15 protein-coding genes are annotated in these 18235 nt (G+C 50.6%); 3 read left to right on the forward strand and 12 right to left on the reverse strand.

Features of this window, described 5'->3' with window-relative positions; all coding sequences use genetic code 11:
• Positions 1-162 precede the first annotated feature (162 nt).
• From ileS to nth, 3 genes are all read right to left on the reverse strand, one after another.
• Entirely contained in the window at positions 163-3279 is a 3117-nt protein-coding gene (ileS, locus tag FXY30_RS06435; RefSeq protein WP_071705834.1) for an isoleucine--tRNA ligase, read from the reverse strand.
• 72 nt (positions 3280-3351) lie between these two features.
• Entirely contained in the window at positions 3352-4656 is a 1305-nt protein-coding gene (locus FXY30_RS06440; protein WP_071705835.1) for a BaiN/RdsA family NAD(P)/FAD-dependent oxidoreductase, read from the reverse strand.
• On the reverse strand, positions 4644-5285 hold the full coding sequence (gene nth, locus FXY30_RS06445) for an endonuclease III (protein ID WP_071705836.1): 642 nt from the start codon (positions 5283-5285) through the stop codon (positions 4644-4646). Before nth ends, FXY30_RS06440 begins: the two co-directional genes overlap by 13 nt.
• A gap of 140 nt (positions 5286-5425) precedes the next feature.
• On the opposite strand from nth, the gene rodA reads away from it, so the two are divergent.
• A complete protein-coding gene (gene rodA, locus FXY30_RS06450; protein WP_071705837.1) occupies positions 5426-6574 on the forward strand; it encodes a rod shape-determining protein RodA in 1149 nt (382 codons plus the stop codon).
• Here rodA and FXY30_RS06455 read toward each other — a convergent pair.
• Together FXY30_RS06455 and FXY30_RS06460 are read right to left on the reverse strand one after the other, a co-directional pair.
• Entirely contained in the window at positions 6480-8600 is a 2121-nt protein-coding gene (locus FXY30_RS06455; RefSeq protein WP_147659391.1) for a ComEC/Rec2 family competence protein, read from the reverse strand. The two genes, rodA and FXY30_RS06455, sit on opposite strands and share 95 nt — an antisense overlap.
• 203 nt (positions 8601-8803) lie before the next feature.
• On the reverse strand, positions 8804-9151 hold the full coding sequence (locus FXY30_RS06460) for a hypothetical protein (RefSeq protein WP_071705839.1): 348 nt from the start codon (positions 9149-9151) through the stop codon (positions 8804-8806).
• A gap of 128 nt (positions 9152-9279) precedes the next feature.
• Here FXY30_RS06460 and FXY30_RS06465 point away from each other — a divergent pair, with 128 nt between their 5' ends.
• Positions 9280-10215, forward strand: a complete 936-nt coding sequence (locus FXY30_RS06465) for a TIM44-like domain-containing protein (protein ID WP_071705840.1) — start codon at positions 9280-9282, stop codon at positions 10213-10215.
• A gap of 9 nt (positions 10216-10224) precedes the next feature.
• Here the strand turns inward: FXY30_RS06465 and FXY30_RS06470 are convergent, their stop codons facing one another.
• The 6 genes from FXY30_RS06470 to FXY30_RS06495 all read right to left on the reverse strand — a co-directional run bounded on the left by FXY30_RS06470 (position 10225) and on the right by FXY30_RS06495 (position 15521).
• Positions 10225-11511 carry an MFS transporter gene (locus tag FXY30_RS06470; protein WP_071705841.1) on the reverse strand — a complete coding sequence of 429 codons (1287 nt, stop codon included), beginning with the start codon at positions 11509-11511 and terminating at the stop codon, positions 10225-10227.
• 23 nt (positions 11512-11534) lie between these two features.
• Positions 11535-12374: a zinc dependent phospholipase C family protein gene (locus FXY30_RS06475; RefSeq protein ID WP_071705842.1), complete on the reverse strand. Its 840-nt coding sequence runs from the start codon at positions 12372-12374 to the stop codon at positions 11535-11537.
• Between the two features lie 106 nt (positions 12375-12480).
• On the reverse strand, positions 12481-13122 hold the full coding sequence (locus FXY30_RS06480; RefSeq protein WP_071705843.1) for a hypothetical protein: 642 nt from the start codon (positions 13120-13122) through the stop codon (positions 12481-12483).
• A 216-nt stretch (positions 13123-13338) separates the two neighbouring features.
• Complete coding sequence (gene rpsI, locus FXY30_RS06485; protein WP_071705844.1) at positions 13339-13728, reverse strand: 30S ribosomal protein S9; 390 nt, start codon at positions 13726-13728, stop codon at positions 13339-13341.
• A 13-nt stretch (positions 13729-13741) separates the two neighbouring features.
• The gene (rplM, locus tag FXY30_RS06490) at positions 13742-14170 is read right to left on the reverse strand and encodes a 50S ribosomal protein L13 (protein WP_071705845.1); all 429 of its coding nucleotides are present in this window, start codon (positions 14168-14170) and stop codon (positions 13742-13744) included.
• Positions 14171-14393: 223 nt separating this feature from the next.
• Positions 14394-15521, reverse strand: coding sequence for an aspartate-alanine antiporter-like transporter (locus FXY30_RS06495; protein ID WP_071705846.1), 1128 nt, complete (start codon positions 15519-15521; stop codon positions 14394-14396).
• Positions 15522-15757: 236 nt separating this feature from the next.
• On the opposite strand from FXY30_RS06495, the gene FXY30_RS06500 reads away from it, so the two are divergent.
• Positions 15758-16156, forward strand: a complete 399-nt coding sequence (locus FXY30_RS06500; protein ID WP_071705847.1) for a helix-turn-helix transcriptional regulator — start codon at positions 15758-15760, stop codon at positions 16154-16156.
• Here the strand turns inward: FXY30_RS06500 and FXY30_RS06505 are convergent.
• Entirely contained in the window at positions 16153-18234 is a 2082-nt protein-coding gene (locus tag FXY30_RS06505; RefSeq protein ID WP_071705848.1) for a heavy metal translocating P-type ATPase, read from the reverse strand. The genes FXY30_RS06500 and FXY30_RS06505 overlap by 4 nt on opposite strands.
• Position 18235: the final 1 nt, after the last annotated feature.

The raw sequence follows: 18235 nt of genomic DNA on the forward strand, positions 1-18235 counted from the left end.
CACGCTTTTCTTTCCGTTGTCAAGTGATACGCCCGGATGCGTGGCATTTATTTTCCAACGTTTTCTATGAAAAGTTTCAAAAAAAGAAAAAAGAGAGGGGCCTTCTAAAAAGCTCCCTCTCTTTTTATATTCATCCTATACAATCACAATGCCGCATGATCGTTACGCACGCTTTTCCAGCAGAAGGGTGACGTCATGGCCGTTAATGTCCACGCTCTCCCCTGCGGCATCCTCACGCGTAAAGACCGTTGCCAGTGTTTCCTGCTGAATCTGCTCCTTTGCTTTCTCCAGCGCCGAGGCCACTTCCTCATCCGCCTGATAACGGATCTGGATGCGGTCCGCCACTTCGTATCCGTTCTTTTTGCGCATCTGTTGCACCTTGGAAATAAACTCGCGCACGTAGCCTTCTGCGATCAGGTCTGGGGTCAACGTAGTTTCCAGCACAACGAAGGTATCTTGATCGGAGGTCACATCAAAGCCTTCCTTTGCCTGGTAGTTCACCAGCACATGCTCCGGCAGTATGAGCACGTCGTGTCCGTTAAGCGACAGGGTGACGGAGCCTTCGTGTAATTTATTTAACAGCTTGCGCGCTGCCGTCTGTGCCAGGTATTTCGCAAACGCCTTCATATCCGGACCGAGCACCTTGCCCGCTACTTTAAAGTTGGGCTTGAGCGTAACCTGCATGAAATGATCCAGATCCTCGGAGTAGATGACTTTCTTGACATTGAGTTCTTCGGCCACCAGCGTATCGAGGTTGTCCACAACACTTTTTAGCGCCCGATCGACGAGAATGGCGGACAGGGGCTGACGCACCTTGATACCGGCGTCTTCTCGCGCAGCACGGCCGAGGTTCACCAGGCGACGAACCACATCCATTTTCTTTTCCAAAGCCTCGTCAATGATGGCGTCATCCGCCTGTACCTGATATTCCAAATGTACGGAATCCATCTCTTCGCCCTGCGTCAGCGCCTGATACAGCTCATCTGCGAGGAACGGTGTCACCGGCGCAATGAGCTTGGAGAGACCGTAAAGCACTTCCCAGGTGGTGCGGAACACCGCGCGGTTTTCCGGCGTCGCATCCGAGGACCAGAAACGATGACGGTTCCGACGAATGTACCAATTGGAGAGATCCTCCACAACGAAATCGGAAAGCGCATGAACCACGCGATTGTAGTCAAAACGCTCCATATCTTGGTGATAACGGCGTACCAGCGAATGGAATCGCGAGAGCAGCCAGCGGTCAATCTCGGGGCGTTCTTCCACCGGACAGTCGAAGGTGCGAGGATCCCATTCATTCGTATTCGCGTAGAGGGCGAACATGGCATACACATTCTTGATGGTACGGAAGAATTTGGACTGCACTTCTTTTAATCCCGTCACATCAAAGCGCGTCGGCAGCCATGGCGGCGAGACGTAGAGCGAATAGAAGCGAACGGCATCCGCGCCGTACTCATCAAAGAGCGCGAAAGGATCGAGCGTGTTGCCTTTGGATTTGGACATCTTCTGTCCGTTCTTGTCCAGGATCAAGTCGTTAACAAGCACGCGGCGATACGGCGAACGGCCGGTATACAGCACGGAAATCGCCATTAATGAGTAAAACCACCCGCGCGTTTGGTCAATGCCTTCACTGATAAAATCTGCCGGGAAATAATTCGCTTCAAAATCGTCCTTGTGCTCAAACGGATAATGATGCTGCGCAAAGGGCATGGCGCCGGAATCGAACCAAACGTCGATAACGTCCGGTTCACGGCGCATAATGCCGCCGCATTCCGGACACGTGAGCGTCACGTTGTCCACATACGGACGATGCAGTTCGATGGTTTCATCGATATCCTCACGCGCTTCTTCCGCCAGCTGTTTGCGAGAGCCGATGGAATGCTGATGGCCACAGTCTTCGCAGACCCAGATATTCAGCGGCGTTCCCCAATAGCGGCTGCGCGACAGCGCCCAATCGTTCAAATTTTTCAACCAGTTGCCGAAGCGCTTCTCGCCGACATAGTCGGGATACCATTGCACCTTGCGATTCTCTTCCACCATCTTTTCTTTAAACTTCGTGACGTTGATGTACCAGGACGGCTTGGAATAGTAAATGAGCGGCGTTCCGCAGCGCCAGCAATGCGGGTAATTATGCTTGATTTTCTGCTTGGCGTAGAGCTTTCCCTGTTCACGCAGATACTGAATTACTTCGGGATCGGCATCCATGACAAAAGTACCTTTGTATGGTCCTTCTGCAAACTCCCCCTGTTCGTTGACAGGATTCACATAGGCCAAATTGTAGCGTCTTCCGGTCTGATTATCATCTTCACCAAACGCCGGCGCCGTATGCACAATGCCGGTACCGTCGGTTGTGGTGACATAGTCCGCAAGCGTCACGAAAAAGGCGTTGCCAGTGACAGGAATAAAGGGCAAAAGCTGTTCATATTCCCAATGTTCGAGATCTTTACCCTTCATGGTTTCCAATACTTCCACGGGGCCGTATTCTTCTTTCAGGACGCTGTTCATTAACTCTTTTGCAAGATAATACGTTTCTTCGCCCTGACGCACCTTAACATAGTCCACATCGGGATGCACGGTGAGCGAAACGTTGGAAGGAAGCGTCCAGGGTGTGGTCGTCCAAGCCAGGAAATATTCCTTTTCTTTCCCTTTGACAGGAAATTTAACATACACCGTAGTGACTTCATCCTCGCGATAGCCCTGCGCCACTTCGTGGGACGCCAAGCCCGTCCCGCAGCGCGGGCAATACGGCAGAATTTTAGCGCCTTTATAAACCAAACCGCGTTCGTGAAAATTGTTCAGCAAATGCCATACCGTCTCGATATAGTCGTTATCCAAGGTGATGTAGGGATGTTCCATGTCGGCTAAAAACGCCATGCGCTCGGACATGTCCGTCCAGAGATCGCGATAGCGGAATACCGATTCACGGCATTTTTTATTGAAGGCTTCTACCCCGTAGGCTTCAATTTCGCTCTTTTGATGAAAGCCGAGCTGTTTCTCGACTTCAATTTCCACCGGCAAGCCGTGTGTGTCCCAGCCCGCTTTACGACGAACTTGATAGCCTTCCATCGTCTTATATCGGTTGGTCATATCCTTTAATGTACGGGAAATGACGTGGTGAATACCCGGCCGGCCATTCGCCGTCGGCGGGCCGTCAAAGAACACGAATTTTTCACTTCCCTCGCGCTCTTCTACAGAACGATGCAGCAGGTCCATCTCTTTCCAGACCTTGCTTCGTGCCAGTTCTCCCTCACGTACATTTTCCGGTAAACTCCTAAAAGCCATGCCTTCTCCCTTCTGCCTTGCGCGCAACGTCCCGCAGCCGAACGCGCTCTTTCTTGGATACTGTTCTTCCCATTATACACAACCCGTATTTCCACGGGCCGTTTTCTCCAACGCTTCCGCCGCAGCCCTGGCGCTTGCCCATGCCCAATGCAAGTTATAGCCGCCGCATTCCCCTTGAATATCCAGCACTTCGCCGATCAGGTAGAGTCCCGGACAAAGCGTGGATTCCATAGTATCTTCATTCCACTCTGCCGTGTCCACCCCGCCGCATGTCAAATGACCATGGTCCTTTTTGTGTGCACCGATCACGGAAAATGTCCAATGACAGGCGAGCTGCAGCACGCGCATACGATTTTCCGCACTGACTTCGCTTTGCGCTTCTAATCCGCATTCTGCCAGGAGTCGGTCGACAATGCGTTCTGACAGCAGGCCGCTGAAAAGCGCTTTTAAACGCCAGGTGGGAAAGCGAGATGCCAAATCCGCCAGATACAAAAGCCACTCTTCTCCCCGCCGATCGGGAAGAAGGTTGATCGTGAGGAACTCCCGACCCCTGCTATTACCGGATTTGTCGCGGGACGAAAGCTCTTTGCTTTTGTCGTTTATAGCATTCAAAATGCGATTGGATACCCGTAAAATGCCAATCCCGGAAAGACCGTATTCTGTGAAAAGCACATCATCCGTAATGCACTGTTCCTGCGTCGTAACTTGCGCTTTGACCTTTATGCCGGAAAGCTTGGCGGTGCGATCACTTTCCTGCACGGCAAGCGGAACAATGCCGGGATGCAGACGCGTCAGAGAATGTCCCACCTGTTTTGCCAGTGTGTAGCCATTGGACCATTCCTTTTTGCCGATGCCGTAGCTCCCGCCTGTCGCAAGAAGGACGGCATCCGCTGTGATGGTTTCGCCGGAAGCAAGCGTTAAAACAAAGCCTTTTTCCCGCCTTGCGAGCGCTTCTACCGAACAGGCCGTTCGCACGGAAACGCCGGCATCCTGTACCCATTCCGTGAGGCGATCCGCAACCGTATCGGCTCGCAAGGTCGCCGGGTAGGTCATCCCGCTTTCCATGGTGGTATGCGGTATGCCTAAAAGGGAAAAGAACTCTACGGCCTCGCGAAAAGAGAAACGGGAAAGGGCGGGAACCGTCTTGGCGGCACTGTTTCCCGTGTAGTGTTCGGCGGACACATGCACATTGGTAAAATTGCATCGCCCGTTTCCGGTGGCGCGCAGCTTGCGTAAGATTGCATCCCCCTTTTCCAGCAGCACGACCTCTATATCGGAAGAGGCAATTTGCGAAGCTTCGCTGTATAAGTCCGGGCGGCGCAAAAAGCCGGCAGCGCAAACTCCTGCGGCTCCGCCGCCGATGATTACAACTCGCATGATAACTCTCCATAATAACGACAATGTGCGCATACATTGCAGCGCTCGCATTCCGGACGCCGTGCTTTGCACACATAACGACCCTGAAAAATCAGCAGATGGTGGGCTTCTGACCATACAGTGCGATCCAAAATCCGCTCCAGATCTCGTTCGCAGGAGGCCACATCCTTAGAAACGGACAGCCCCAGGCGATTGGAAACGCGAAATACATGCGTATCCACGGCGATAGCCGGTACGCCGAAGGCGTTGGAGGCTACCACATTCGCCGTCTTTTTCCCCACGCCGGGAAGCGTCATCAAAAGAGGAATTTCCTGTGGCACCTCTCCGCCGAATTCCTGCTCCAGCAAGGCGGCGGTACGGATAATGTTCTGCGCTTTCATTCGAAAGAAGCCGATGGAATGAATGTACTCTTCCACCTCCGCCGGTTTGGCTGCCGCGAGAGCCGCCGGTGTGGGATACGCCGCAAACAGAGCCGGCGTCACGCGATTCACCTGTTTATCTGTCGTTTGCGCACTCAGTATGGTGGCAATCAGCAGCTGAAAAGGATTTGCCGCCACCAGCTCCCCTTTCGCATGGGGATGTGCTTCACGCAGCTTCGCAATGATTTCCCGCGCTTCCTGTTTCGTCATTCGTTTCACGCAAGTGCTCCTTTCCTGCCCTGCTCGGATTTGGTTTCGAAAATCTATGAAGTCTATTATAATAAAGTTCACACCGGAAACAAAACGACGTTGTTTCGTTTCCGCTTTCTATAGGTCGAGAAAGGAATCTCATGTTTAATCGCAGCAAAAAAGATTTTTCTAAATTTGATTGGCTGTTATCACTTGCCGTTTTGGCGTTGTGCCTCGTCGGCTTTGTCGTCGTGTTTTCCGCCACCGCCTCGCGTGGAGGACAATGGCATGCGCTCAAGTCGCAATTTGCCGCCACCGCCCTCGGTCTTGCGTTCATCATTGCCTTTCAATTTGTGGATTCCGATTTTCTCAAAAAATTGGCTTTCCCCGCCTATGGTGTCGCCGTATTATTGCTCCTTGCAACGATGCTCTTCGGTATCGGGGAGGATGCCTGGGGTGCACGGTCCTGGCTGAAGCTCGGTCCGATTTCGTTTCAACCGGCGGAGTTTACAAAAATCGCGATTATGATGTCGCTGGCCTTGCTGCTGGAGCGGTATCACTATCGCATGAATAAAATTACGACTCTGTTGTTAATTGCCGGCATTATTGGTTTTCCGATCCTGCTCATTCTAAAGCAGCCGGATTTCGGAACCGCCGCCGTTTTTTTGTTTTTCATTGCACTCATGGTGTATTATGCACAGATTCATTGGGGTTATATTCTTGCGGCCGTCGTCTTCGTGATCATTGCTGCGCCTGTATTTTATCAACACCTTTCCCCCATGCAACAGGATCGCATCCTGAACTTTCTTAACCCGATGCGCGATATTATGAACAGCGGATATCAAACGTATCAAGGTCTCATTGCCATCGGCTCCGGAAAGCTGTTCGGTAAGGGCTTTCTGCAAGGCACACAAACCCAGTTTGGATTTATTCCGGAACGAGATACCGACTTCATTTTTGCCGTTCTGGCTGAAGAATTCGGTTTTATCGGCTGCCTCATTCTGCTCGTGCTGTATGCCGTCGTGCTTGTTCGCATTCTATTTATTGCAAAAAAGGCGAAGGATCTTTTTTCCCGATCGCTCTGTATCGGCGTCGCGTCCATGCTCTTTATTCACATCTTTGAAAATATCGGCATGACTGTGGGGCTGATGCCATTGACGGGCATTCCGCTTCCTTTCTTATCCAACGGCGGGACCTTTCAGCTCATCAACATGGTCAGTATCGGGCTGGTGCTTTGCATCTCGACGCAGCGCGTTCCGCTCGACTTCGCAGCAGAGCCTCCTTCGTCTCTGCCTTTATTGCCGCGATGAGCGGAAGACTCCATAGAATTTCCAGCAGCAGCGCCGCATTGCGTTGCTGCTTTTCTGTGTAGACGCACAGGTGCATTCCCCAGGGAAAGAGATTTTCCTGATACAGTAGGGGTCCCTCCTCATCCGTCCGACGATACGGGATGCCGTGCCGTTGTAAACGGCTTATGGTGGAGGGAGCGGGATGCCCGTATCGGTTATTGATTCCACAGCTGATCAGGGCCTGTTCCGGGCGGATGGCGGAAAGCAACGCATCGGAGGTGCCACGTTTTGAGCCGTGATGTGCCACCTTCAGCAACGCAATCCTGGAAGGAACCGCTCTCGAAACCCCTTCATCCTGTTCCTGATCCCCCATAAAAAGCACTCCCCCACTAAAATCCAGATAGAGCACCAGGCCATGGTTGTTTTTGTCTTCGGCATCCCATTGCCCTGCCTGCAATGCGGTTATAATCAGTGGCTTGCACCAGGGAACCCCATTTTCCAGAAACCAACGTTGGCCGATATTTGCCTGCCGATGGGAATTTCCGAGGCGTGAGTCCGGAAACGTGTTCTTTCCCGCCGCGGGAGCGGTCACTACTTCCCCCACCGGCATGCGCTTCAGAATTTCAGACAAATTGCCATCATGATCGTAGTCGTCATGGGATAAAAAAATGCGTTGCAGGCGATGGACTCCTCTTTCCCGCAACATGCGCACCACTTTTTCCCCTTGCGTATTTTTTCCGGTGCGAAAATCCTTCTTTCCGCCCGTATCCACCAAGACCACCTGCGTTCCGTAGCGGACGAGAAAGCAATCCCCCTGCCCCACATCCAAGGCTTCCACAGACGGCGGAAGCAGGGTGCTTAGCACCGTTGCGCGCAGCACGGTGAGCATCAGCCAAAGCGAAAGAACGCGAAGAAGATACCTCCGCCTTCTCCAAAATAAGTCGCCATGCTCACTTTCCTTCCATATGTACAACCTGATGCGGCGCAGCCATCCGAGTTGCGCAGCCAGAAGAAGTAGGACAAGCAAAACATAGAGAGCCAGCCCTTCGCCGGTAAAAGAAAACGTCACACCGGGAAGGGCCAACGCCATAAGTCCTTTGAGAAGAAGAGCAAAAAATCCATAGGCGAAACGGTATAACATCGTGACCACCTCGGATAAAACCGGGACGGCAAGCAGCGTCCCCAGAATCGACAGCATTCCCAAGGCGAAGAGCAAGGAAAAGGCCGGAATGGCCAGCAAATTGGCGAACAGCGTAGAGGGGGTTTGCGCAATGCCCGCGTGCGCAAGAACGGGAAGCGTGAAAAGGCTGATCCACAAGGAACGACGAAACGAGCGGCGCAGAATTCCTCCTCTCTCATGAATGTGTTCCATGGAATTCACCGCTTCGCCGGCTGCCGCACAAAGAAAGGACAGCTGTAAACCAAGATTCGTAATTTTTTGCGGCATGACGAGAAGAATGAGACACAGAGCGAATAACCAAGCTTTTCGCGGATCCAGATTCTTTCGGAGGGCCACCGCCCCTTCCCGAAAAACTAAAAAGAGCCAAGCCCGTAAAATCGATGCCGGAAAAGACAAAAAGGCCGCATAACCAAAGAGCAGAAGCAGTACCAGACAGGCAATGTGTCTGCGAGAAAGCGGTGACCAGGACAAAAGAGCCATGCTCCAAGTAAAAAGAAGATGAACGTGCAGGCCGCTGGCAGCCAGCAAATGGGCCAACCCCAGCGTTCGCATATCGTCCTGCAGGGGGAATGTTTCCTTCCCTTCTGCACCCAAGAGAACTCTCTTGAGCATGGCAAAAGAAGCACCGCCCTGTTCATTAAAAAACGTTTCGGCTTGAACACGCAATGGATTTTCTTTTTCCGGCTCACTCGCGGCATTTTTTGTGCTCGTTCCGCAAAACGAAGACAATGTGAGATACAGTGCCATGCCGAACAGAAGAGCCATTCCCCCTTTCGCATGATGACGAAAAACAAGGAGGCTCAAAACGACTCCGGCTAAAAATGCGCCGGCGGCGGCGAACGCGACTCCCACTACAAACCCTATCATGAGCCAAAGCTCCACCCTCGCTCCTTTCTGCACACTGCGTTTTCTACTGTCTGCAGTATAAAACAGCCGTTGTGTCACGGTGTCCCATGTTCACAACGGCTGTTTTTTTATACGAAGGTTTTTTTCTATAAGGCGAAGATCTTCCTAATGCGGCAGGAATTCTATGGCCCGCAAGGACAGTCTGCTTTCGCAAACGATCTTTTTCAGCCTTTCTTTTTTAAGGGCGCCTTTTTGGGCTCTTTCGGCTCGGAAAAGCTTTCAATCAAGCTCAGCAGCCAAGCTGTGGCTAAAGCAATACAGCCTGCCACAAAGAAATACACGCTCTTCCACAGTAATTCCAATCCGGAAATATGCGCTTTTAAGCCAAATCCGCGAAAGAAAAAGAAAATGCCCAGAACGATGCCCACGGCAGCGGGAAGATATTTCATCCATTTTTGAGCATGAAACAGCAAATACAGCAGAAAAGTCGCCACAACAAAAAGCAAAATAGTGATGGGCAGCATAATCAACTGTCCCTTATATTGTCCGATAATGCTAAACAAACTGGCCATAGTTTCTCTCCTATCCGCAGTTATATTACCATACACCTTTTTTTTGCGCTATAGACAATCGCTTTTGGCAAACCGTATAATCGAAGAGAGGCATAACACGTTATTAGCAGCTTTCCGAAGGAGGGTGTATGAAAAGGCGGTCTTGGTTTCGAGTCGTGATAGCACTGGTTCTGCTCTGCATTGTCCTTGTACCGCTCGTCGGCCATGCGGATGTCGGTGGTGGCGTGGATTGGGGCACCAATGACTGGGGTGGAAATTACGGCGGAAATGATTTCGGAGGAAATGATTTCGGCGGATACCATAATGACAGCGACGACTACTCCATGAACAGCATCGATCCGTTTTTTGTGTATTTTCTTTTCCGTAATCCGTGGATGGCGCTTATTTTCATTCCCTTGTGGTATTTCAATTCGCGCAGATCGCGAAAAAATGGCAAACGCCAGTTCGGAAATTCCAATCCACCTTCTTCGACATGGATGATGCCGAAGGAAGAAGTCAATCTCGATGCGCTTTTCGAACGCGATCCGAATTTTTCCAAACCGGAATTTTTACTCCGCGCCTCCGATGTTTTTATTGCTCTCCAGCAAGCTTGGACAGCCAAAGACTGGCGTGGCATTCGCGCCTTTGAATCCAACCGTCTCTATGACCAGCATGCCCGTCAGCTACAGGCCTATATCGACCAGAAACAAACGAATGTCGTGGAGGATATTTCCATTCTCAATACCGCCCTGGAATCCTATGAAGAAGACCAGGAAAATTCGTATCTTTCCGTCATCCTGGAAGCACGGTACCGCGATTATGTCATCGAAGACGAGAGCGGTCGCGTCATCAAGGGCGATAAAAATAGTCGCTACACCATGACCTATCGCATGCAATTCATGCGCAATTTGCAGGTAAAAACGGAAAAAAGTTCCGAAACCAAGGTGACGCAATGTCCGAACTGTGGTGCATCCCTTTCCATCAGCCAAAACGGCATCTGCGAATATTGCGGCGCGGAGGTCACTACCGGGGCAAATCAGTGGGTGCTTAGTGCCTTGCAACCCCTACAACAGCGTCGTTCCTAGTTCCCTTCGTTACTGCGCAAGCGTGTTTTCCCGTTCATCGGGAACGCGATCCGCCATCCACATGAAGATAAGGCCCAGGATAAAGAAAATCGCAAGCGTAGCAACCGCGATATTGATTGTACCGCCTGCGTATTTTACCAGCGCGATGGCAAAGGATCCAAGGAACGATGCACCTTTCGCAAAAATATCATAGATACCGAAGTATTCCCCGGCATGCTGGGGCGGAATAATTTTCGAATAATACGAGCGCGAAAGCGCCTGAATCGCGCCCTGGAACATGCCCACGCCGAAGGCCATAATGCCAAATTGCCACAAGGAATGCAGGGTTAACGCATAAAGCGAGACGGCAAGATAGCCGGCGATACAAACCATAATAAGGGTGGCGGTGCGATATGTGCGCGACAGGCGCGCAAAAAGGAGCGAAAAGGCAAAGGCCACAACCTGCGTTGCCAAAAGCACAACGACCTGTCCCACTGTATCCAGTCCCAGATCCGTCCCGATATTGATGGCGTTATTGATGATGGTTCCTACGCCATCAATGTACATGAAAAATGCGATCAAAAACAGAAATACTTTTCGTTCCTTGCGCACAATATCCATGAGTGTCTGGCCGACACGCGAAAAGCTCTCGATCAGCGGCGGCGCTTCCTGCTGTACATAATGCTTCTGCTCATAATTTTTCAGCAGGGGAATGGTCACAGCGAACCACCAGACGGCCGTCACAACGCATCCGATGAGGCGCGCAATGCCGGGATCCACGATATGTAACATTTCGTCCATGACATAGGCGACCAGCGCAATCAAAAAGGGAATGCAGGAACCGATATAGCCCCACGCATAGCCATGAGAAGAAACTTCGTCCATGCGCTCCGGCGTGGTCACATCCACCAGCATGGAGTCATAAAACGTGAGCGATGCCGAGTAGGCAATCTTCACAAAAATAAACAAAATCAGGAACCAAAGCCAGCTTGTCGTCACGCCGAAGAGGATACAGCCGATCGTGCCGATGGCCAACGAAGTGGTAAAGAACGGCTTCTTATAACGCCGATAATCCGCGATATTGCCGAAAACCGGTCCCAGAAGCGCGACAATGACCGTCACAATGGAAACGCTTAGGGCCCAATGGCCGGTTGCCTCATCGGAGGTCAGTCCGCCCGGTTCACCCGTGATCGCCAGCACCTTGAACCAGATCGGGATGAGGGTGGTGGCCAACATGGTAAAAGCCGAATTGGCCACATCATAGAGCACCCAGGATAATTCCGTTGGCGTAAATTTCTTTTTTAACCCTTTCAGCATCGCATTCCTCTCTTCCCCATTCGTTACGCATAATCCAAATTCAAAGCGCCGGATTCCGTTCGTACCGCTTCAAAATGACGGTCAAAAAAGTCATCCAATTTACCATCATCCTGCAAAAATTCGAGAAAGTCGGGCAAAAATGTTTTTGCTCGCGTCAACGCCTCTTCCCGTAAAACATCCAGACGTGCGTTGGACGCCCGGCAGCGCGGATCCTCCTCGTTTTCCAGGAACAAATCCCCGAAATTTCCTTTCACGTGAAGCAATTGCACCAATCCTCGAATGATTCCGCGTTTCATGCCGGAGGGAGAATAAAACACGTGTAATGCTCGCTTCTGGCTGGTTAACACCTCTTCCATGACCTCGTTTGTGAGACCGAAAAACGGAGCGATGCTTTCCGCCGTCTTCTTGCCGGGTGAAAGAAGCAAGGATCGGTCCACAGCTGTCGGCTGTTCACCTGCCCGACGCAATAAATGCGCATCGTACTCGGCTTCAATTCTGTTGTGAGAAACGCCGGCGCGCAGCACGTGTGCCTCCACAAAGGTATGGCACGTCGCATCGAGCAGAAAATGCGTATAGAAGCCTAAAATGTACGCCAAGCGCGCCTGCTTTTGCGTCGGATCCGGCGTGTTGGCAAGAATGGTCTTTGCTTTTGTGAAGAACGTTCTTCCCGGCTGCCCGTGCATGGCAACGCCCTGCCGATTTACTTCGTTTGCTTTGAGCGGATGATAATAGAACAGCAGGTCCGGTCCATGCACGCCGAAGTCATACACGTCACGGTTTGCATCTACACAGGCTTGCAGTTCCTTCGGAAGCGCATCGCGTACCGCCGCTCCGAAGGCGTAATGCGTATAGGTGGTCGGCATGCTTCCTCCTTTCCCTTCCGGTTTTCTTGCCTTTTCATTTTACCAAAGACGTGATTGCGTGGCATCCATACGATATTTCACCATTTAACGGTAATCGGTTGGCGTTTTACTTTATTCTTGCACCGCCCCACTCGACAACCGTAAAGCCTTGCCGTTTCATTGAGAAAAGCTTTTGTTCTCTGATGTCTATGGGTTTGACAGAAGGATACCAGGTCATAAAAACTCGTATCATCGTGTCTTCTTTGGGAATAATGGTGAGTTTGGCATCGTCTGTATACGCACGATCTTGGAAGGCAATGATGTTGTACGGATTGCCTTCCATTTGGGGGAGCCAATAAACAATAAATTCATTCGCTTCTCTATGGCTCAATCCTAACGTTTCCAATTTCTCTTCAAGAAATTTTTCTGTATCCGATCCCTTAACGCAAAATCCTTCATCCATCTTATACGTTTTATCTTTCACGCCCTCCCAGAACAGCGCATAGTATTCACGGTTATTGCACAGAATAGTACCGTCCGGTTTGGCCGTAACCTGCCATGTTGTGTTCGCAGAAAAGGAAGGATAGACGTGTGTAAACTGTCCGTTATAGTGCAGAGAGACCGATACGCGTTGTTCTTGTTCCGGATAAAGATAGATCATCGGTTTGAGTTCTTTCGTATCGTTGATATCTTGCTGATAGGCCAGAAGAACGCCCAGCAATAATAAGATAAGGATTGTCAATAGTATCACTATCTTCGGCTTTTTCATCACTATTCCACTCCTTTCTCTCTTCTTCATTCTAACAGGAATAACGCAAAGATTGACATAAGATCGATGTGTTTTCACGACCGGCAGAAACAGAAAAAAAAACGGCATAGCCGGTAATTTCTTACCAAGCTATACCGCTGCTTTTCGGAGATTCGAAATCTCGAATGAGCAACCACAAATAGGGTTTCTTTTTTTATAACGCGTCGCTCGCAGCGATTAACGTTTCGAGAACTGCGGGCTCTTACGTGCCTTCTTGAAGCCGTATTTATAACGTTCCTTCTTACGTGCATCACGCGTCAGGAAGCCGGCTTTCTTCAAGCTTGCACGGAGGTTGGGGTCAAATTCAAGCAAAGCACGGGCAACGCCCAAACGAATGGCGCCCGCCTGACCGGTAAATCCGCCGCCTTTTACCGTAACGGCAACGTTAAAACCTTCGCGCTGTCCCACCAACTCCAACGGCTGTGTGCAGATGTCGCGCAGGGTCTGATAATCAAAATAGTCTTCAAGGCTATAGCCATTGACAAGCACCTGTCCGTTTCCCGGAAGGAGTCGAACTCGTGCTACGGCCGATTTGCGACGGCCGGTTCCGCGATATTGCTGATCCATCGTATCCTCCTACTTAAAACGTTAACTCTTCCGGCATCTGGGCGGCATGATTATGATCCGGTCCCACGACGACCTTCAGCTTACGGTACATTTGGCGTCCCAACGTGTTGTGCGGAAGCATGCCGCGAACAGCGCGTTCCAGAATACGCTCGGGATGTTTATCCATCATGTCCATGTAGGGGATGTCACGACGTCCACCAACAAATCCGGTGTGATGCTTGTACATCTTCTTGTGTTCTTTGTCATTGGTCAAACGCACTTTTTCCGCGTTAATGACGATGACATAGTCACCCGTATCGACATTCGGGGTGAAAATGGGCTTGTGTTTTCCGCGAAGCACGGCAGCGATATTGGCCGCGAGGCGTCCGACCACCTGGTCTTTCGCATCGACGACATACCACTTGCGCTCCACCTCCAACGGTTTTGCTAAAGTTGTTTTCATCTTTTGCTCCTTTTCTTCCTGCTCTGTCCACTTTGACTCCGCCGATCAGAGAAGCGGGTTTTGTTGATTCGACAATTTTTGTTTCGCACATCGACGCTGCGAAGGAATTACCGAAGATCCGGGGCATAAGATGCCCAAACAGATACTTGAGTATTATATAAGGCGTTGGATAGGATGTCAAACACCACTGTATGGAAAAAAGCAAGAAAGCATGCTCTTCCCGCTACTGCAACCCAAAGAAAAGCGAAATAATTTGTGGCATAAAAACAAGGAAAATCGTTGCAATAGGCTGTGTCGCCGCATAGTACGAAGAAACGCGGTCATCCTGTGTCACTTCGAGAAGAGCGCCCAACGCCGGGGCACTGGTCATAGAGCCCGTCGTCGTTCCTAAAGCACCAAAAAGCGGCAGCTTGAAAACATAGTATGCCATAATAAAGCTCAACACCGAGCTGGCCAGGGTAATCATAACGCCTGCAAAAAAGAGCTTCACTCCATATTGCTCCACAACCTCTACAAAACCTGCACCGGCGCTGACCCCCGCCCGCATCAGAAAAAATGCCAAGCCCAGATCCCGTATCATCTGCATGTTGGATTTTTCAAAACTAAAGTTGACCGGCCCGACGTGACCAAAATGACCGAGCACAATGCCGGCAATGATGGAGCCACCGCCCGCTCCGAGCGAAACGACCATGGTTTCTCCCACCGGTACTTTAATACTTCCAAGCAAACTGCCCAGTGCAATTGCTACAGCCACACCAAAGAGCCCATGCGGTTCAAAATCAATATAATGTTGTTTCAGCGCCTCTATCGCATTTTTCGATTCCGGCACCGTAAGCTTTTCATTTTCTACGTCGCGGTCTACCCCCAGCACTTTCGGTAATATCTGGACCAGAAGCACGACGCCAAGAACGCCAAAGGCATAGGCAATCCCATAGCCGACACCCGGTGAGGAGGATGAAGTAAGAGAAGTTACGGTTCCGAGCATGGCGGTCGAGGTCAAAGCGCCGGCGCCTAATCCCATTGACAGCTCCATGGGAATATCAAACATATTCGAAGCTAGTACAATGCTCACCCCGCCAATGATACATGTAAGAAGGGCAATGGCCACAAACTTAATGCCATTCTTTTTGATGTTGTTCACAAAAGTGGGCCCGGCCATGAGACCAATCGGCGCCAGAAACAATACTAATCCAATGTTTCCAAGGATCGGAGGAATCTCCGTCCCAAAATGCCCAAATACAAGCGACGTAATTAAAATGGCGGAGGCGCCAAACTTAACGCCAAAAATATTCAGATAACCCAAAAAATATCCTATCGCCATGATAAGAAACAATGCCAATAACAAGTTCATACGGTATCCTCTTTCCATACAATGGTTCTTCTTTCTGGAAAATTATAATGCATTTTCGAACGCGACAGGAGATAATTCGCATAAAGGGAACGAATGTTCCCAAGGCTTACTCTCATCAATCGCCCATTTATGGCTAAAGAATGTCGAATATGTTGTATCGTTACTTCCTTAAAACTATACTTTGCTATCCCTTTTTGTGCTACACTACGTTAGTAATAACTAACAAGGAGGAAGAAATGGTTCATTCGGGTAGCGTATACAAGGCAACTGCGACCGCAATAGATCCGGTCGTTTCCGAGCAACAGGTCGCTTCCATTCATTTAGCGATAAAATACATAGAAAATAACCTGGATAGACCGCTCACGCTTGCGGAGATTTCCTCGCAAGTCTTTCTCAGCCGTGCCTATCTGAGCACCCGTTTCAAACAGGTAACGGGAGAAAACATAGGAAACTTTATCTATACAAAAAGAATGCAGCTCGCCAAAAGGCTGCTGCTTTCTACACAAAAAAGTATTCAGGACATCGCCGTAAAATGCGGTTACGCATCCCCTTCCTATTTCTCCGCTTCCTTTCGACGCTATTATCGAAAAACACCTCGAGCGTTTCGTCAGGAAGCGGAGCAGGAAATTCATTAGGAAAGGGCGGGATACCGTCGCATGTTTGCCAGCGCCGTCCCCACTGTCGAAGCATTATGCAGGAAGGCGGAGCCGGTGTTGGAAAGCGTACCGATAAGCCCCAAACCGATTAGTACACTGTTGAAAGAGAGGATAAAACGATAATCCTGACGCGTCCTCTCCTGTAGCGCACGTGCTAGGAGAATCAACTCGACTAACGCGGAAAGATCATCTTTACCGATGGCGATATCCGCAATTTCTCTCGCTAAGTCGGCGCCCTTGTGCATGGAAATGCCGACATCCGCCTGTGAAAGCGCAACGGTATCATTAATGCCGTCCCCCACCATGATCACGGTGGATCCATTTTCTTTCAGCGTCTGTAAAAAGTCCGCTTTATCTTCCGGCAGCACCTGCGAACGATAACCGGTCAAATGCAGTTGCTCGGCAATGTGCGAGGCCGCATTCTCCGCATCTCCGGTAAGCATATAAATGTTTTCCACGCCTAAAGAACGCAGATCCTGAATGGTTTGTATCGCATCCGGACGGATGGGATCCGTAATACACAAGACACAGACCAATCGTCCGTCTACCGCCATGTACAGCAACGATGCCGATTCTTTCAGCTCATTAATCAGCGTCCGATTTTCTTCGCTCAGCTCGACTGCTTCATCTTCCAAGACAAAATGTTCCGAGCCGATGATCGCCCGTTTCCCATTGATGGTAGACGCGATGCCATGCGCTACGATATATTCCGGTTCGGAATGCATCTCTTCATGACGCAGCCCGCGATCCTTCGCCGCCTGTACCACCGCCGCTGCAATGGAATGCGGGAAATGCTCTTCCAGACAGGCCGCGATGCGCAAGCTTTCGTCCTCGGAATAGGGGCCAAAAACGATGATCTTCTCCACCGTCGGCAAGGCCTGTGTTAAGGTGCCTGTCTTGTCGAAGACAATCGTATCTGCCTTGGCCAGATTTTCCAGATACTTTCCACCTTTTACCAGAATTCCCTGTTCTCCGGCCTGGCTCATCGCCTTCATAACTGCAATGGGGATGGTCAAACGCAAAGCACAGGAATAATCCACCATGAAAAATGCCTTGGCTCGCCAGATGCTTCTCGTCAAAGCGAATGTCGCTAAGGCGCCAAGGAAAGAATACTTGACCAACGAATCGGCAAGCGCTTCGGCTTCTTTCTGCTTTTCCGACTTATTCTTTTCGCTTTCTTCAATGCGCTCAATGATTTGCTGCAACCGAGATTCGGTTGAAATCGCAGATGTGCGAATGCGCAATCTTCCCTCTTCCAAAATCGTGCCTGCAAAAACGCCGGAACCGATTTCTTTCGCAACAGGAAGACTTTCACCGGTAAAGGACGCCTGATTGGCCATGCCTTGCCCTTCCACGACCACGCCGTCCACCGGAATGCGACTTCCCATGCCGACGTCCACGATATCGCCCGGAACCACCTGGTTCAACGACTTGGAAACCAGTTCCTCGCCTTCGACCACATATACGCGATCCACACCGACCGCCAAGCTTCGGGTCAAGTCCGCCTTGGTTTTCTTCAATGTCCAGTCTTCCAGCTCTTCGCCAAGTTGCAACAGGAACATGGTGGAAGAAGCCGCTTGAAAATCGCCGGTCAACAGGGAGATGCCGATCGCAGAAGCATCCAGCACCGCCACATTCAATTTTCCTTGTCGTAAAGATTGCCAACCGCTGAGCAAGTAATCCTTCGCACGATATAGGGTCAATGCAATTCGAATGGGCAGAGGCACGAAAAATTTATATAGGATGCGCATTTGCACCGCATCGCGAAGCAAATGGAAAAAGTCTCGCTCCGCAACGGGCTCAAAATACACATCATCTATCGTTACTTCCGATAAAGCTTTGCGATCTAAAGAAAGGAAGAGACGAGCAATATTTTTAAGCGCCGTCTCCTCGTATTCCACGACGGCATTGCCGGTGATCAGAGAGATGGAACAACGCTTGACGCCTGCCACGCCTTCCGTAAGGTATTTGATTGCATTCGCCTCTTCGTAGGTGAGCTCCTCCGCAAGATGGAAACGAGCTCTTCCGGGAAGGCGATGAATAATCGACGCCTTCACC

The sequence above is a fragment of the Murdochiella vaginalis genome, assembly GCF_902381775.1.
Classification (GTDB): domain Bacteria; phylum Bacillota; class Clostridia; order Tissierellales; family Peptoniphilaceae; genus Murdochiella; species Murdochiella vaginalis.

Coding starts and splice junctions, on each gene's coding strand:
- ileS (WP_071705834.1), bottom strand. CDS start 3,279: ATGGCTTTTAGGAGTTTACCGGAAAATGTACGTGAGGGAGAACTGGCA.
- FXY30_RS06440 (WP_071705835.1), bottom strand. CDS start 4,656: ATGCGAGTTGTAATCATCGGCGGCGGAGCCGCAGGAGTTTGCGCTGCC.
- nth (WP_071705836.1), bottom strand. CDS start 5,285: ATGACGAAACAGGAAGCGCGGGAAATCATTGCGAAGCTGCGTGAAGCA.
- rodA (WP_071705837.1), top strand. CDS start 5,426: ATGTTTAATCGCAGCAAAAAAGATTTTTCTAAATTTGATTGGCTGTTA.
- FXY30_RS06455 (WP_147659391.1), bottom strand. CDS start 8,600: ATGATAGGGTTTGTAGTGGGAGTCGCGTTCGCCGCCGCCGGCGCATTT.
- FXY30_RS06460 (WP_071705839.1), bottom strand. CDS start 9,151: ATGGCCAGTTTGTTTAGCATTATCGGACAATATAAGGGACAGTTGATT.
- FXY30_RS06465 (WP_071705840.1), top strand. CDS start 9,280: ATGAAAAGGCGGTCTTGGTTTCGAGTCGTGATAGCACTGGTTCTGCTC.
- FXY30_RS06470 (WP_071705841.1), bottom strand. CDS start 11,511: ATGCTGAAAGGGTTAAAAAAGAAATTTACGCCAACGGAATTATCCTGG.
- FXY30_RS06475 (WP_071705842.1), bottom strand. CDS start 12,374: ATGCCGACCACCTATACGCATTACGCCTTCGGAGCGGCGGTACGCGAT.
- FXY30_RS06480 (WP_071705843.1), bottom strand. CDS start 13,122: ATGAAAAAGCCGAAGATAGTGATACTATTGACAATCCTTATCTTATTA.
- rpsI (WP_071705844.1), bottom strand. CDS start 13,728: ATGGATCAGCAATATCGCGGAACCGGCCGTCGCAAATCGGCCGTAGCA.
- rplM (WP_071705845.1), bottom strand. CDS start 14,170: ATGAAAACAACTTTAGCAAAACCGTTGGAGGTGGAGCGCAAGTGGTAT.
- FXY30_RS06495 (WP_071705846.1), bottom strand. CDS start 15,521: ATGAACTTGTTATTGGCATTGTTTCTTATCATGGCGATAGGATATTTT.
- FXY30_RS06500 (WP_071705847.1), top strand. CDS start 15,758: ATGGTTCATTCGGGTAGCGTATACAAGGCAACTGCGACCGCAATAGAT.